Origin of the sequence: Lentilactobacillus kefiri (assembly GCF_007989105.1) — a bacterium.
GTDB lineage: Bacteria > Bacillota > Bacilli > Lactobacillales > Lactobacillaceae > Lentilactobacillus > Lentilactobacillus kefiri.
This window is the reverse complement of record NZ_BJVK01000013.1, coordinates 45,647-60,213: the sequence shown is the minus strand read 5'-3', so window position 1 is coordinate 60,213 and position 14,567 is coordinate 45,647. Positions and strand designations below refer to the sequence as shown.

Genomic DNA, 14,567 nt, shown 5'->3' with positions numbered 1-14,567 from the left:
GCTTTTTTGTAGAATTGATGTAGGTGATACTTGTTCGCGTTGTTTAAGCTATGTGGACTGATCGTTTGCCGAAACGTGTTTCGACGACCCAGACGCTAACTTCTAAGTGCACTTTGATTAAAGCCCCAGAACCATGGGCTTCAATCAAAGCACCCTTAGAAACCGCGTCTCCCGGGTCTCGTCACACTCTTATCTCTAAAACGAGAACTTATCTACCACTTCAAACGTTACATTCTCATTGGCCTTCAATAGTTTGGCAACTGGGCAAGTGTCCAATGCTTCATCGACCATCTTTTGTGCCTGATCGTCATCCAACTCATGAAAGAGAATTTGGCAGCGAACGACAAACTTGTATCCGGTTGTATCCTTTAAATTATCCACTGCTGTGTGAATAACTGTATCCGGCTTCAAGTTGTGTTTACGTTCAACCAATCCAATAGTTGCGTTAAAGCAAGTGCTCAAGGCAAAGCCAATGAATTGTTCCGGGTTGGTTCCTGGACTACTAATTAATGAGCTGCTTACACCCAAAGCCAAGCCCTCGTTTCCTCGAACGTAGCTTTCACCAACTAATCCGTGTTCATTAACAACTTCAGTATGATAAAGTGATCCGTCAACAGCCATATATAATTCCTCCTATTTAACAAACCAATAACTTCATCCAACGCCTTAATAATATGTGATTTAATGGGTGAAGTCCATCAAACAGCACTTGCAATTGTTACCGCTTACTTTCAAAATAACATCCCCATTCGATTCGATTTTTTGATACACTGGAACGTGGCGCAAAAAATCGAATGAAAGAAGGTCAAATAAATGCCCAAAAATGAAATGAATTTAAAATGGCTGATCATTGGTGCGATGTTCAGTGCGGTTGGAATGAGCTTTGTCTGGCCGCTAACAAGTGTCTATCTTCATGATCGGCTGGGAGTTTCTCTAACCCTGATCGGTGTCGTTTTACTGTTTAACTCGTTGGCCAGCGTGCTGGGAAGCTATCTCGGCGGGTATTTATATGACCGGAAGAACCCCTATCACTTATTGGTTGGGGGCGTATCGTCAACCATCCTCACATTGATCCTGCTGGTTTTCTTCCACGGATGGCCGACTTTTGGGATTATCCTATTCTTTAACGGGATTTGCAGCGGTTGGAATCTGGCCGTTGTCAATTCAATTGGAACAAGTATCACTTCTCAAGACAGCCGCTACGTTTTTAACATGCTGTACTTTGCCCAGAACCTAGGGATCGTCATCGGAACCTCTTTGGTCGGCTTCATCTATAGCATTAGTGTCACCTTAATGTTTGTGGTTGCAACCAGCTTGTTTATGATCTTCTTGATCATTGTCTTTTTCAAGTTCAAACCTGCAGCAAACAAATCCAGAAAGAAAGTTTCGGATACCGAGAAGACCAGTTGGAGTCCCAAAAGCCTGCCAAGGGCCAACGCCATTATGCTGTTCACCTTTTTCATGGCATTATTCATTATCTGGATTATGTACCAGCAATGGGTTTCCAACCTGTCAGTGTACATGACTGGGATTGGCATCCCGCTGCGAAACTACAGTTTCCTGTGGACCATTAACGGTGGTGTCATCGTTGTGAGCCAAATTATCATTAACTGGATTTCCCGCTATCACGAAAATATGATCTTAGAAGTCTTCTTTGGCGTCTTCCTGATGTCATTATCTTTTGTCGTTTTAATCTTTGCGAAGACTTATCCGTTCTTTGTTCTCGCAATGATGACTCTGACCATTGGTGAGGCTACCGCCCTGCCAACAATTCCAGCATTGGTTAATACATTGACGCCCGTCGAAGCCAAGGGGCGCTATCAAGGCCTGATCCAATCATGGGCCTCAGCAGGACGTGCCTTAGGACCTCTGTTTGGTGGTTTGGTCATTGAAATGTCCTCATACACAATTCTGTTCATAATCGCAACTGGAGCTGTTTTACTGGTCCTCATGGGCATTATCGTGTTGTGGAACACGCTGCATGGAAAACTGGTTATGTACCGTTAAAATGATCATCAAAAAGGCCTTCACACATTAGTGTGAGGGCCTTTTAATTTTAAATGATTTAATTTATTTACCAAGTTGACTGTGCTTCAAGCCATAGCCAAAGTATAGTACCAATCCAAATGCAAACCAGATACCAGATGCAATCCAGGTTTCAGCCTGAAGTTGTGACAGCATCAGCATGCACAACAGGCCGGAAATGATTGGCAAAACCGGGTACCAAGGAACTTGATAACCGTGATGATTTTGAATTTCTTTGTTTCGACGCAACGGAATAATCCCAAATGACACAAACAGGAATGCGATCAAAGTTCCAATGTTAACCAAGTTGGTTAACTGTTCCAATGGGACAAAGCCACCCATGAAAGCAATCACGATGGTAATCGTAATCATACTGTTTTTGGGACTGCCCTTTTTATCAAGCCGGCCCAAGAATTTTGGCAGCAGACCATCACGACCAATTGAATAAATCAACCTTGATGAACTGTAAATCATGGTAACCATCATCGTGAACATTCCGGCTAAAGCTCCCAGGGAGATAATTCCGGCAACCCAGTTCAAATGAACGAATTGTAATGCAAAGGCAACTGGGTCGGAAACGTTTAATTTGGTATAAGAAACCATTCCTGTCAGCACAATTGAAACCCCAACATAGAGGATTGTCGCAACAATCAAAGTTCCGATAATTCCGATTGGCATGTTTCTCTTTGGGTTTTTAACTTCGGCAGCGGAACTGGAAACTGCATCAAATCCCAAGTAGGCAAAGAAGACGGCAGCTGCACCACCAAGAACACCACCATGAGAACTGTGCCAGCCAAACGGTAGGAATGGATGCCAGTTGGAAGGCTTGATGTAGAAGAGTCCGACAATGATAAATAAGAGGATAATGGCAATTTTAACAACCACGATAATGTTGTTTAGTCGAACGGATGAACGCATTCCCTGATTCAACATCCAAGAAATTAAGACCACAATAATAATTGCGATCAGATTTCCATACGTCCCCTGACTAGGCATAAACGGACCGGAGATCGCCTTTGGAAAGCCGATGTGGAATCCTGCCAGGAACGACTGGAAGTAGGCGCCCAACGCACTTGAAACCGCAGCGACGGCTAACACGTACTCAAGGATTAAGGCCCAGCCAAGAATCCAGCCGATAATTTCACCGAAGACCAAGTTTCCATATGAATACGCACTTCCGGCAACGGGTAATGCAGAAGCAAATTCGGCATAACACATTGCCGAAGTCGAACACACAATTGCGGCAACAATAAACGAAATGATGATACCAGGGCCGGCTTTGGTTGCAGCGACGGTCCCAGGGAGAATAAAAATACCAGTACCGATAACGGCACCAATACCGAGGGCAATTAAATCAAAAGCTGACATTGTTTTGATGAACTTCTTATCAGTTTCCAGATAACGGTCTAATTGCTCGCGGCGAAAAATTCTTGCTAATAATGACATATACGAGCCTCCACAAGTAAAATGAATGATTGATTAAAATACTTATTCTATTTTAACTTTCAAGACTGCATAAAGTCAATTTCAATCCGTTGATGTAACCGGTTTATTGAAAAATAGTTGTATATTTAGTCAAAGTCGCAAAAGAACCATTCATCCCCAAAGTATTGTATCCTTGTATAGAAGAAACTTTGAAGGGGTGAAGAATTTGAAAAAGAATCGGTTGGAGGCATTTACTGACGCCATTGTTCCTATCATCATGACCGTTTTGGTCTTGGAACTTAAACATCCCGAAGAATTAAGCTGGCACGGCCTTTGGGGGATTCATGAAGAATTAATGTCATACGCCATTTCATTTTTCCTGTTGGCAATTGTTTGGGGTAATCATCACCACATGTTTTTACTGGTTAAAACAATCGACGGCTTTGTCATTTGGTCCAACACGCTACTGCTATTTTTCCTATCATTTGTCCCATTTGCAACCGGCATTGTCGATTCGGATCCACACAGCCTATTTGGTTCGCAGCTTTATACCCTCTTGTTTATCGGCATCAATCTTTCGTGGAACCTTCTGCGGATCAGCTTGGTGCGGGCAAACAAATCGGTTAAAGCCGTTGTGGAATCACTGCACCGGGATCCCAAAAGTATTTATACGTTGGTAGCGTTCATTGCCGTCTTCTTCATATCATTTTACTGGCATGAATTTGGCATGATTGGCACATTCATCGTCATGCTGTTATGGGTAATGCCCTACCGAAAAATTGAGCATGCCGCAAAGAGAATTTAAGTTAAATAAAAATGTGTCCGGTCAAATGACCGGACACATTTTTTAGATTTTAAACGTTTTGTTTAGTAAGATCCTTCAGTTCAATATTACTATCCATAATACCGCTCTCACTGCTCAAAATAATCTGGTTGTTCTTGTAATCCAGCTTCATATCCTGATCAAGGTAAATCTTACTGTAGCCTTTGAAATACCAATCACCAAAATTTGAATCCAAGCTGGTATCATAATCAGGTGTTTGAGCGTCCTTGTCGACCGCGATGATATCATAACTGGTATCAAGTGAACAAACTCCAACTTTGGAGAATGGACCAACACCGTCGTCAAAGCTTAAAAGAAGCCGGCTGTTAACGGGGAAGTTTTTCTTGAGCTGTTTAACAGCTGCGTCTGTTATTGTTAGTTTCATATTCTCACCTCTTCTTGTCATATTAAACCTTTGACCAAAGATGTCAATTAAATTGTGTGCAATCTTTTATCTTCATTTTTAATAATGCCCATTTACAAGTATAATATGAACGAGGTGATCAAATGACAAAGTCCATGAAAGCCATCGTCATTAATGACTACGGTGATCGAAACGAATTAACTGAAACAGAAATGCCCATTCCTAAAATTAATGAAAATCAACTGCTTGTAAAAGTTGTCAGTATTGGTGTCAACCCAATTGACTGGAAAACCCGGAAAGGTTTGCGAAAAGAACGCTATCCGTTCAAATTCCCAATCATTTTAGGTCAAGAAATGGCCGGGGTGGTCTCACAAGTTGGTAACAATGTCGCCGGATTTAAAGTTGGTGACGCGGTTATCGGTTATGGAACCCCAAGTAATCGGGGAACCTATGCGGAATTTTACGCAATTGACGCCAGTCAGGTAGCCCACAAACCAATCACGGTCTCGTTTCAAGAAGCTGCGGGGCTTGGCTTAGCGGGAACAACCGCATGGGAGGCCCTATTTGACGCCGGTCACTTAAAGGTTGGCCAAACCGTTCTTATATTAGCTGGATCCGGTGGCGTTGGCTCAATGGCAATTCAACTTGCCAAACACATTGGTGCCCACGTCATCACAACAACCAGCGCAACGAATGACCCATATGTCAGAAAACTGGGTGCAGATAAAGTCATCGACTATAAAACCCAGGAGTTTGCCAAAGTCTCTCCCGAGGTTGATCTGGTCTTTGATACCCTGGGTGGTCAAAATCAACTGGATGCCTTTAAAGTTGTGAAGCCGGGTGGTCGCATTATCTCGATTGTCGAAACAACCGACCAAGCTGAGGGACTGAGCAAGAAATACAATGTCTTCTTTAAGAAGATCAATGCTCATCCAAACAGAGACGTGATCACAACTTTGAGCAATCAATTGGGCGCAGGTAAATTAAAGGTCCAAGTGGCCACTCAATTGAAATTCAACGCCGAAAATGTCCAGGAATTGCATAAGTTAAGTGAAACTGGTCATATTGTCGGTAAACTCATCTTAAATATCTAGTAATTCTCTAAATCACATCATAAAAAAAGAAGGTCAACTGAATTAATTCAGTTGACCTTCTTTATTACGGCACCTACTAAAAGTAGATGGACTTCTTGGATTCCACAATCCGCTAAAGTCAAACACCAGCAAATCTGTGCCTTAAATTGTGTCCCGCTCGAATTCACATTAATCGCTTGCGCGACAGCATAAATGCTGTGTGATTTCTCGACTCATCGCATAGCAGTATTATGCCATAGATTGACGTAAACATCAAGAGTTCTTTTATTAAGCTACTTGTCTTCCGGCTGTTTCTCGAGATTTTCTTTCACCATATCCAAATGCTCTGAAACCCAATTGTTCATTTTGTCCAGGTATTTGGATACATTGCCGATGTAGTCATCCGCACTGGCAACCTCATCAATTCGTAATCCAGATTTATTAACCCAGGGTGACACAATGACGATGTAGACGTTGACGGGTAGAGTTCCCTGATCCTGCATCATTTTGCTAATAATATTGGCATCTTTAAATGGTAAGTTGATTAAGTTGGTTTCCAATCTCAAAGCAACCTCTTCATCGGAAGCCTTGACCTCACCGTATGCCAATTTACCTAAATTCAATTGTTCTTCCACATAGTCATAGACTGGCTGCATAACTTTTGCGGGATCGGCTTCAATCTCACTCAATTTTTTGCTGAAGGACTTGCCTTCAATCTTTTCATTGACTACATCGTCAACAAAGCTCGCTGCATCTTTTTCCAAATTATTTCACCTATCTTCTTAATCCTTTTTGTTTGTTAATTCGTCGTTGAAATGTATCATGCTGCAAGGCTGCCCGCAATCGAAACGCCAGGATATACCAGTAAACATTTACCAGAATCCCAAATGCCGCCACTGCAGAGACAAACAGCTTAACCAGAATTTCGGCATCACTGTTCAAAAACATGGTCGAAATCATCCCCACAAAGCCAACCGTATAAACGGCAATCACGACCGCCAGCAGGTAATAGCTGCTCTTGACCCTTAGAAGTGCCAATATCAACGTTGCCGCGTAAAATGCAATTGCAATCCAGGTGACTTGCATTGCTTCACCGACTTTAGCCGGCGCATCAAGCTGCATGATCTTTAAAGTCATCAGCCAAGTGACTGCCAGAAAAACCAGCAGTGACATGACCGCCCAGAAAATTGTCTGCTTTTCTTCTTTTTTCATTTAACGTTTTACCCTCCAGAATTCCAACAAAAAAAGATAAATTCGATAATGGAATTTATCTTTTTATTCACAGTTTCAGTTTAACGTATTTAGCCGTTTTAGAAAAGCATATCAAAGAAATCGTCACGAGAAATTCCGGTGAAGTAATTGTTCAGATCAACGTCTTTCAAAGCATCCTCGAAGTCTTTGCGTTCAAATCGGACACCCTTCAATTTATCGGCAACTTCATTGGAATCCTTAGGGCCAAAGTAGTCACCAAAGAATTTAACGTTGGAAACCTTACCGTCATCGACTTGGAGACGGGCATCGATCGTACCGTTGGTGAAGTGTTGACGCTTCTTAACGGTGAATTCTGGTGAATTACCATATACCCAATCCCAGTTATTATAGTAGTCGTCAAAAATCTTGTCGATTCCCTTTTGATCGTCATCTGTTAAGTGATATTCTTTATCTTTAATGAGTGAAAGATCATCAACGTGGAATAATTCTTTCAACAAACGGTCACGGAATTCTGGAGTGGTTAAATTTTGATACTTAGGTGCCAAGTATGGCTTCAAGTTGGTAACCCGTGAGCTGACAGACTTGATTCCCTTTGACTTAATCTTGTCTTCAGGAACATCCAAAGCCTTTGGAATAACGGATAAATCAACATCCAACATCAAAGTTCCGTGTGAGAAGGTCTTTCCGCCTTTGGAGTACATGGCGTTTCCTGAGAACTTCTTGCCATCAACCAAAATATCATTTCGGCCACTGACTTCTGCAGTTTTGGCACCCATATCATGAAGTGCGTCAACAATTGGTTGAACAAATGACTTAAAGTCACCAAACTCTTCACTGTCACTATCCACCACAAAGCTGAAGCATAAGTTGCCCAGGTCTTGGTAAACAGCGCCACCACCGGAGAGCCGACGGGTGACAACAATTCCGTGCTCATCAACATACTTTTTGTTGATCTCTTCAAGGGTGTTTTGATTACCGCCAACAATGATACATGGTCCTTCAATATAGAATAACAACAGTGGTTCATCAAATTTAATTTCATTCATCAAATACTGTTCGGTAGCCAGATTACGTCTGATATCATTGGATTTCATGACATAATAATACATATATAAAAGCCCCTTTTCAGATTATAGTTAATATACTTGAACAATTTGATATTAGCACCATACGAAAGCGATTACAATCACAAGCAATCTTTTGTGAAAGTTTTATTTGATTACATCTAATGCCTCAAAATGGTATAGTTTAGGTATGGTAAAAAACGATTACGGGGTGATTGTAATGGAACAAAAATATCAAAACGTGTTAGTACCAGTTGATGGTTCAGGCGTTACCAATAAGGTATTGGAGCGGGCAATTGACGTTGCCAAAGTAAACGATGCGCATTTGGACATTTTAAATATTTTAGAAGTTAACCAATTTAACCAAACATACGGAAGTGCTGTAAGCGGCGACGTTGTGTTCAAGCTGACTGAAAACACTGAAAAGAAACTTGAAGGATTAAAACAAGAAGCACTTGATGCCGGTGTCAAAGACGTCAATATTCATATTCGTTTTGGAAATCCAAAGCCAATTATTGCTAGAGAATTTCCCAAGGATCACCACAGCGATGTGATTGTCATTGGTGCCACTGGTTTAAGCGCCGTTGAACGATTAATCATCGGTTCCGTTACGAGTTATGTAACCAGAACCGCATCGTGTGATGTGTTGATTGTCCGACCAGATAAAAAAGCTGGAAAGAATCAAACCAAATAATACTTAATGATTGAGCCGTGGCAATAAACATTCTGTCACGGCTCTTTTTTATCTCGAATATGAGGAATTGAACATGATGAATAAATATTGGATATTCAACGAAACCGTTCCTGAATCCATGAACGGCGAATCATTAAAAACGCTGTTAAGTCAATATTGGGAACTTCCAAAACACCTGGTATACAGCATCCGCCATGGCGAAAGAGTATTGGTTGATGGAAAATACCGACCGGTCAACTTCCCGGTTAAAACTGGTGAAAAAGTTCAGCTGACTTTCTTACCAAGCGATTTTGTTTCGCCATTCCCAGATGTCGCAGCGGATTCAGCTGCAACTGTCAACATATTGTATGAGGATTCGAATTTGGCCGTTATCAATAAACGGCGTGGCGACAAGACCCACCCTAATCAACCGGGTGAAGTTGGCGCAACAATCAACCATTTGGCAGCTTATCTGGAAACTGAAAACACCCTTCCCTATATGATTCACCGGCTGGATCAGGAAACAAGCGGGGCAATGATCTTTGCCAAGAATCCGGCGGTGGTGCCCATCCTGGTTCACGACATTGCCAGCAAACAGATTACCCGCAGATATTTAGCATGGGTTCAAGGAACCGGCCTTTCTCAAACCGGCACAATCAATCTGCCAATTGGCAGGGACCCGGAAGATAAACGGAAGCGCAAGGTTAACGGAATGGGCGCCGTTCCTGCAATTACCTATTATGAGGTCATTAAAGAAGTCGGAAACGCCTCACTTCTTTCCATTAAATTAGGGAGCGGACGAACCCATCAAATTCGGGTTCACTTTGCAGCCGTCGGCCACCCTTTAATTGGAGACCCGTTGTATAATTCTAGTAATGAGAGCGATTACTTGCTGCTTCACTCATGGAAGGTCGGCTTGGCTTTGCCCTTTTCAAGGAAGCAAAAGATTGTTACCGCGCCAATTCCAGCCCACTTTATTGAATTTCAGAAAAGACTGGAAAAACGCCATTAGAATTTGCATGCAAGCCATGCACTAAGGAGTTTGCAATGTCAGAAAAGTTATTAGCATCACATTCTGCAACGGAATTATCGAAAATGATCCGTGAAAATCAAATTGATCGAGTGGATTTGGTCCATGAACTGATTGATACCGTCAACGCAAACAATGATCAATTGAATGCTGTTACAAGTTTATGGCCGGAACGCGCTCTAAAAATGGCAAAGGAATTTCATGATACCGGTCAGGCATTCGCTGGAATTCCAATCCTATTAAAAGGGTTGGGCCAATCCTTTAGAGGTCAGCTTGATACTGGCAGCTCGGAGTTGCTGAAAGATAACGTTGCCCCTACTACCAACAACTTCGTGCAGGGATTACTTGCTGCCGGGCTGATTCCAGTCGGCGAAACCAATGCCCCTGAATTTGGCTTCAAAAACATTACCGATTCCAAGCTTTATGGGAATGCTCACAATCCGTGGAATACTGATTTTCAACCTGGTGGATCTTCAGGAGGGTCAGCTGCAGCGGTTGGGGCCGACTGGCTGCCAATTGCGGCTGGAAATGACGGTGGCGGTTCAATTCGAATCCCTTCATCATTTTCAGGCACTATCGGCTTAAAGCCCACTCGTGGACGAGTCCCAACCGGCCCGGGTGAATGGCGAGGTTGGCAGGGTGCCTCCATCAACTTTGCCATTACCCGCTCAATTACTGATACCGCAAATCTGTTAGATGCCCTGACAACCGTTCAAATGGCCGCCCCATTTCAAGTACCGTTACCTGATCAGCCATTTGCAGAGGCTCTTAACCAGCTGCCCAAGGATATTCACATTGCCTATTCAACCACTTCACCAGTTGGGACCCCGGTTTCCGATGAGGCAGTCGAAGCCGTGGAAAATGCCGTCCGGTTTCTCAAGGATGCCGGATATGACGTTATCCCAGCTGATGCCCCCATCGACGGAGTTGGCTTGATGCAGACGTACTATGTCATGAACGCCGGTGAAACCGCCACGATGTTTTCCAACATGCATTTAGATGACAAGATCATCAAGGAACATGTTGAACCGTTAACCTGGGCGTTAAATGTGACGGGTCGTTCGGTTTCAGCAGTTCAGTACAGCAAAGCCCTGACTTTCTGGGACAATATCAGTAGCGATATGGATGATTTCCAGCAGGAATTTGATTTGTATTTGACTCCAACGACTGCTCATCAAGCACCTAGAATTGATCGAGATTTGGTTTCTGAAGCCAACATGAAAAAAATGCAAAATATCGAACAATACGATTCTCAAGAGCAGCTTCAAATCATTTGGGATCAGTGGCTTCCTGCATTGACCCTTTCACCATTTACACAACTCGCAAACATTAGCGGCCAACCGGCAATCAGTCTGCCGACATATGTTGGTAAGAACGGGCTGCCTTTGGGAATCCAGTTTATCGCCCGGAAAGGCCGGGAAAACTTGCTGCTTCAAATTGGGAAATTGTTTGAAGATCAGCAACAGTTCAAATTGTTAAATTAGTTTTGATTTAAGGGGAGGACGATCATGAAGTTACGAAAGAATAATCCAACTTTTAAAAAGTTCACAGTGACGATGGCTGTGCTCACGCTGTCAACACTGGCAGGCTTGAGTACCTTGAATGGCGGCCAACCAACCACCATTCAAGCTGCTCAGACAAAGATATCTGCTTCCAAAGATACCAACGAACAGATTAAACCCAGCAAAGATCCTGCCGATGAGCCTTCACTCGTCAAAGGAAACGTTAAGGGTCTTTGGTCCCAAGGCTATTCTGGCCAGGGAATGGTTATTGCAATTATTGATACTGGAATTGTGAGTCATCGTGACTTTCGATTGTCAGATAACAGTACCGCCAAAATTTCAAAAAGTGACGCAGAGAAATTCATTTCTCAAAGAGGCTACGGAAAGTACGTCAGTCCTAAAATTCCGTTTGCGTACAATTACGTAAACAATTACGACACTGACGTCATGTCAAACGACATGGCCGGATATCATGGCTTATCAACTGCAGGATACACAGCTGCCAATGGTTCAAAAAATAATAAAGATAAGAAGTACGTTTTGGGAATGGCGCCTCAAGCTCAGCTGCTGAATATGAAAGTCTTTGGTGGCTTTTCAGACGAATTTCCAAACGACGTTTCCCGGGCAATTTATGACGCTGTTGCATTAGGCGCCAACGTTATCAACATGTCATTCGGCCAGGGAGTTCCCGCTCAATCCCTGACCAACCAGGAGCAGGCTGCTGTTAAGTATGCCACTGATCATGGTGTGTTTGTTTCAATTGCAAGCGGTAATTATGCTCATTCCGGTTCATTAAACACAGACATCAACGCCGCTTCAGATTCACGGACGACCGTCTTTGATCCTGCCAACTCCGGGACGGTTTCCAATCCAGCAGCTGCCCCAAGCGGCATGGCAGTTGGATCAGAAAATACGCTGTTAGGTGACAAGTTAGCAATGGAAACCATGTCAGCATGGGGGCCAACGCCTGAATACTTTATGAAGCCCGACATTACAGCACCCGGCAATTTGGTTGCATCCACTGCCCCACATAATGGGTATGCAATTGAATCTGGGACATCGATGGCTTCACCATTTATCGCCGGATCAGCGGCAATTGTCATGCAGAAGATAATGAAAGATCAACCCAATCTGAAAGGCTCGGATTTGGTCAATGCCGTCAAAATTGCTTTAATGAATTCGGCTCAGCCAATGCAGGATACATTATTCAAAGGCCACGTTGTTTCACCAAGAGTTCAAGGCGCCGGCCAAGTAAATGTTACCAACGCAGGTAATTTGAAATCATCCGTTACGGATGCTGCCACGGGAACTGCATCGGCTGCTCTCCATCAGATTGGTCAATCAAGCAAATTTGCGTTAAACGTCACCAATCATAGCAACACCCAGGAAACCTATACCCTGAACACTTCCAACGGTCCATGGACGGAATCCCGAAAGATGGATAAAAAGTATGGAACCGGAACGGTATATGATACCCGGATACCTGGTGCAACACTCACGCCAGATCAATCGCAGATAACCGTTGATCCAGGTAAAACCGTCAAAGTTGGCTTCACACTGGACCTCGGTAACCAGGCAAAACAAAATAGTATCGCTGAAGGCTATATCAGCCTAACAAATTCAGACGCCACTCAAAACTTGTCTGTTCCATACATGGGCTACTACGGTGACCCAACTGACGAACAAGTTCTCGATAAACCTGCCAACCAAAAGGGCAGCATCTTTGGTGGTGGATACTTGCTGGATCGTCAAAACACCATGTTGGGAATTAGCGATCGAACTTCCCTGTCCGGATATGTCAATAAAAAAGGAACCTATGGTGATTCCCAGATAGCTTGGGGAAATTTGCCACCTAAAATCCAAAATGATAAGGTTGCGTTCTCACCAAATGGTGATGGCAGCCAAGATGCTGTTTATCCATTGGCGTACACCAAGCAGAGCCTTGCAAACGCCCAAATCAGAATTTTAAATTCAGCTGGCAAAGTCGTTCGAGTGGTTGATTCTGAAACCAACATTGATAAATCATTCTCCGAAATTTATGGTGCCCAAATTGATGATATGACCATGGCTGTTTCCATGAGACTTCACCCATTTGCATTTACGTGGGACGGAAAGCTTTACGATCAGTCCACTGGGAAGATGAAAGCAGCACCAGATGGCCAATATCAATACCAGATTGTTGCGACAAATTACAATGACGGCAACAAGAAAGTCCAGACGATGAACTTGCCGGTTAGAGTCGATAATGCCGCTCCAACAATCAATCATGCAACGTATAAGAATGGTAAGTTGGCTGTCAGCTACAACGATGTTGGTGCCGGGTTTACCAAGATGTCTGCCATGGCTACCAAAGTAGGTAAAAAGGCATTTGGTGTCAGTCTCGGAAACGATGGCAATAATAACAAAGGTAACATTAAATACAACTTTACCAAAGCCCAACAAAAGTTGGCGCTGAAGTCAAAGAAAATCAAGCTCACGATTTGGGATGTGGCCGGTAATAAAGTTACCAAGACAATTAAACTCAACAAAGCCAAGGTTCATAGTCTTCCAAGCAACGCCAGCCAAATCAAGTGGAAGCTTCAAACCACACAGCTGCCAAAGCTGGATAACCATGTCATGAACACAGTTACAACCCGTTTTTACCCATCAAAGGGAATTTCCTTCTCAGGCTTAAATGACAATAATATCACGTTGATTAACGCGAACAGTAAGGTCTACAATGCCAATACGCATACGTTAACGATCCAAGGGAAAGTCAAGAATCCTAAAGATAAATTGATTATTCTGAAGAGCGTGAATAAGAACAGCAAGGATAACAAAGTCAAGATCGATAAGTCCGGTAACTTTAAATACACCATCCAAGTAGCACCGGTTGGTCAACGGGGAATCGGATACTTCTTAACCACTCCTGGCAAGAAGAAGTCCACCACTCAAAGTGGAACCCTCGAAGTTATTACTGATACCGTTGCACCATCGCTTGACCTTTCATCAAGCCTGACTGGAAATCAAACTAGTCACAATCAGTATTCAGTCAGCACAAACGATGATACGATTCACATTAAAGGCAGTGTAAATGATAATGTTAGTGGTGTTCGTTTAACCATTAATGGTAACAACATTTACCATCAACAAAATGATGCCGGTTTTACGAACTTAACCAACCCTGGTGAAGATCCAAATCCTTATCCAATTCACCAATTTGATGAAACATATCAATTGAACAATGGCGAAAATATCTTCACAATTTCAGCAGTTGATCAAGTTGGTAATACGGTTACTAAAGTCATTCATGTAACTCGCAACTAATTGAATATAAACAAAAAAAGAACCTCGAAATCTAAATTAGATTTCGAGGTTCTTTAGTTTTAGTAATTAA

General features: G+C 42.9%; 13 protein-coding genes. 7 read left to right on the top strand and 6 right to left on the bottom strand.

The window, feature by feature from the left end; translation table 11 throughout:
• Positions 1 to 195 precede the first annotated feature (195 nt).
• Positions 196 to 621 (bottom strand): OsmC family protein, encoded by a 426-nt coding sequence (locus LKE01_RS06360; RefSeq protein WP_054769141.1) that lies wholly within the window; start codon positions 619 to 621, stop codon positions 196 to 198.
• A gap of 192 nt (positions 622 to 813) precedes the next feature.
• Between LKE01_RS06360 and LKE01_RS06355 the strand changes: the two genes are divergently transcribed.
• A complete protein-coding gene (locus LKE01_RS06355) occupies positions 814 to 2,007 on the top strand; it encodes an MDR family MFS transporter (protein ID WP_056981320.1) in 1,194 nt (397 codons plus the stop codon).
• A 63-nt stretch (positions 2,008 to 2,070) separates the two neighbouring features.
• On the opposite strand, the gene LKE01_RS06350 is transcribed toward LKE01_RS06355, so the two are convergent.
• Entirely contained in the window at positions 2,071 to 3,471 is a 1,401-nt protein-coding gene (locus tag LKE01_RS06350; RefSeq protein WP_056981318.1) for an APC family permease, read from the bottom strand.
• Between the two features lie 205 nt (positions 3,472 to 3,676).
• Here LKE01_RS06350 and LKE01_RS06345 point away from each other — a divergent pair, with 205 nt between their 5' ends.
• Positions 3,677 to 4,255 carry a TMEM175 family protein gene (locus LKE01_RS06345; RefSeq protein WP_054769142.1) on the top strand — a complete coding sequence of 193 codons (579 nt, stop codon included), beginning with the start codon at positions 3,677 to 3,679 and terminating at the stop codon, positions 4,253 to 4,255.
• Between the two features lie 49 nt (positions 4,256 to 4,304).
• Here LKE01_RS06345 and LKE01_RS06340 read toward each other — a convergent pair whose 3' ends face one another.
• Positions 4,305 to 4,658: an iron-sulfur cluster biosynthesis family protein gene (locus tag LKE01_RS06340; protein ID WP_054769143.1), complete on the bottom strand. Its 354-nt coding sequence runs from the start codon at positions 4,656 to 4,658 to the stop codon at positions 4,305 to 4,307.
• Positions 4,659 to 4,780: 122 nt separating this feature from the next.
• Here LKE01_RS06340 and LKE01_RS06335 point away from each other — a divergent pair, with 122 nt between their 5' ends.
• On the top strand, positions 4,781 to 5,731 hold the full coding sequence (locus LKE01_RS06335; protein ID WP_054769144.1) for an NADP-dependent oxidoreductase: 951 nt from the start codon (positions 4,781 to 4,783) through the stop codon (positions 5,729 to 5,731).
• A gap of 272 nt (positions 5,732 to 6,003) precedes the next feature.
• On the opposite strand, the gene LKE01_RS06330 is transcribed toward LKE01_RS06335, so the two are convergent.
• From LKE01_RS06330 to lplA, 3 genes are all read right to left on the bottom strand, one after another.
• Positions 6,004 to 6,474, bottom strand: coding sequence for a hypothetical protein (locus tag LKE01_RS06330; RefSeq protein WP_054769145.1), 471 nt, complete (start codon positions 6,472 to 6,474; stop codon positions 6,004 to 6,006).
• 10 nt (positions 6,475 to 6,484) lie between these two features.
• Positions 6,485 to 6,922 carry a hypothetical protein gene (locus LKE01_RS06325; RefSeq protein ID WP_056981316.1) on the bottom strand — a complete coding sequence of 146 codons (438 nt, stop codon included), beginning with the start codon at positions 6,920 to 6,922 and terminating at the stop codon, positions 6,485 to 6,487.
• 98 nt (positions 6,923 to 7,020) lie between these two features.
• Positions 7,021 to 8,031 (bottom strand): lipoate--protein ligase, encoded by a 1,011-nt coding sequence (gene lplA, locus LKE01_RS06320; RefSeq protein WP_056981314.1) that lies wholly within the window; start codon positions 8,029 to 8,031, stop codon positions 7,021 to 7,023.
• A gap of 175 nt (positions 8,032 to 8,206) precedes the next feature.
• Here lplA and LKE01_RS06315 point away from each other — a divergent pair, with 175 nt between their 5' ends.
• The 4 genes from LKE01_RS06315 (at position 8,207) to LKE01_RS06300 (ending at position 14,497) form a co-directional block, all read left to right on the top strand.
• Positions 8,207 to 8,680, top strand: coding sequence for a universal stress protein (locus tag LKE01_RS06315; RefSeq protein WP_054769146.1), 474 nt, complete (start codon positions 8,207 to 8,209; stop codon positions 8,678 to 8,680).
• 73 nt (positions 8,681 to 8,753) lie between these two features.
• Entirely contained in the window at positions 8,754 to 9,671 is a 918-nt protein-coding gene (locus LKE01_RS06310; protein WP_179286801.1) for an RluA family pseudouridine synthase, read from the top strand.
• 35 nt (positions 9,672 to 9,706) lie between these two features.
• Positions 9,707 to 11,173 (top strand): amidase, encoded by a 1,467-nt coding sequence (locus LKE01_RS06305; protein ID WP_095344860.1) that lies wholly within the window; start codon positions 9,707 to 9,709, stop codon positions 11,171 to 11,173.
• Positions 11,174 to 11,197: 24 nt separating this feature from the next.
• The gene (locus LKE01_RS06300; RefSeq protein WP_225364694.1) at positions 11,198 to 14,497 is read left to right on the top strand and encodes a S8 family serine peptidase; all 3,300 of its coding nucleotides are present in this window, start codon (positions 11,198 to 11,200) and stop codon (positions 14,495 to 14,497) included.
• The last annotated feature ends 70 nt before the right edge of the window (positions 14,498 to 14,567 follow it).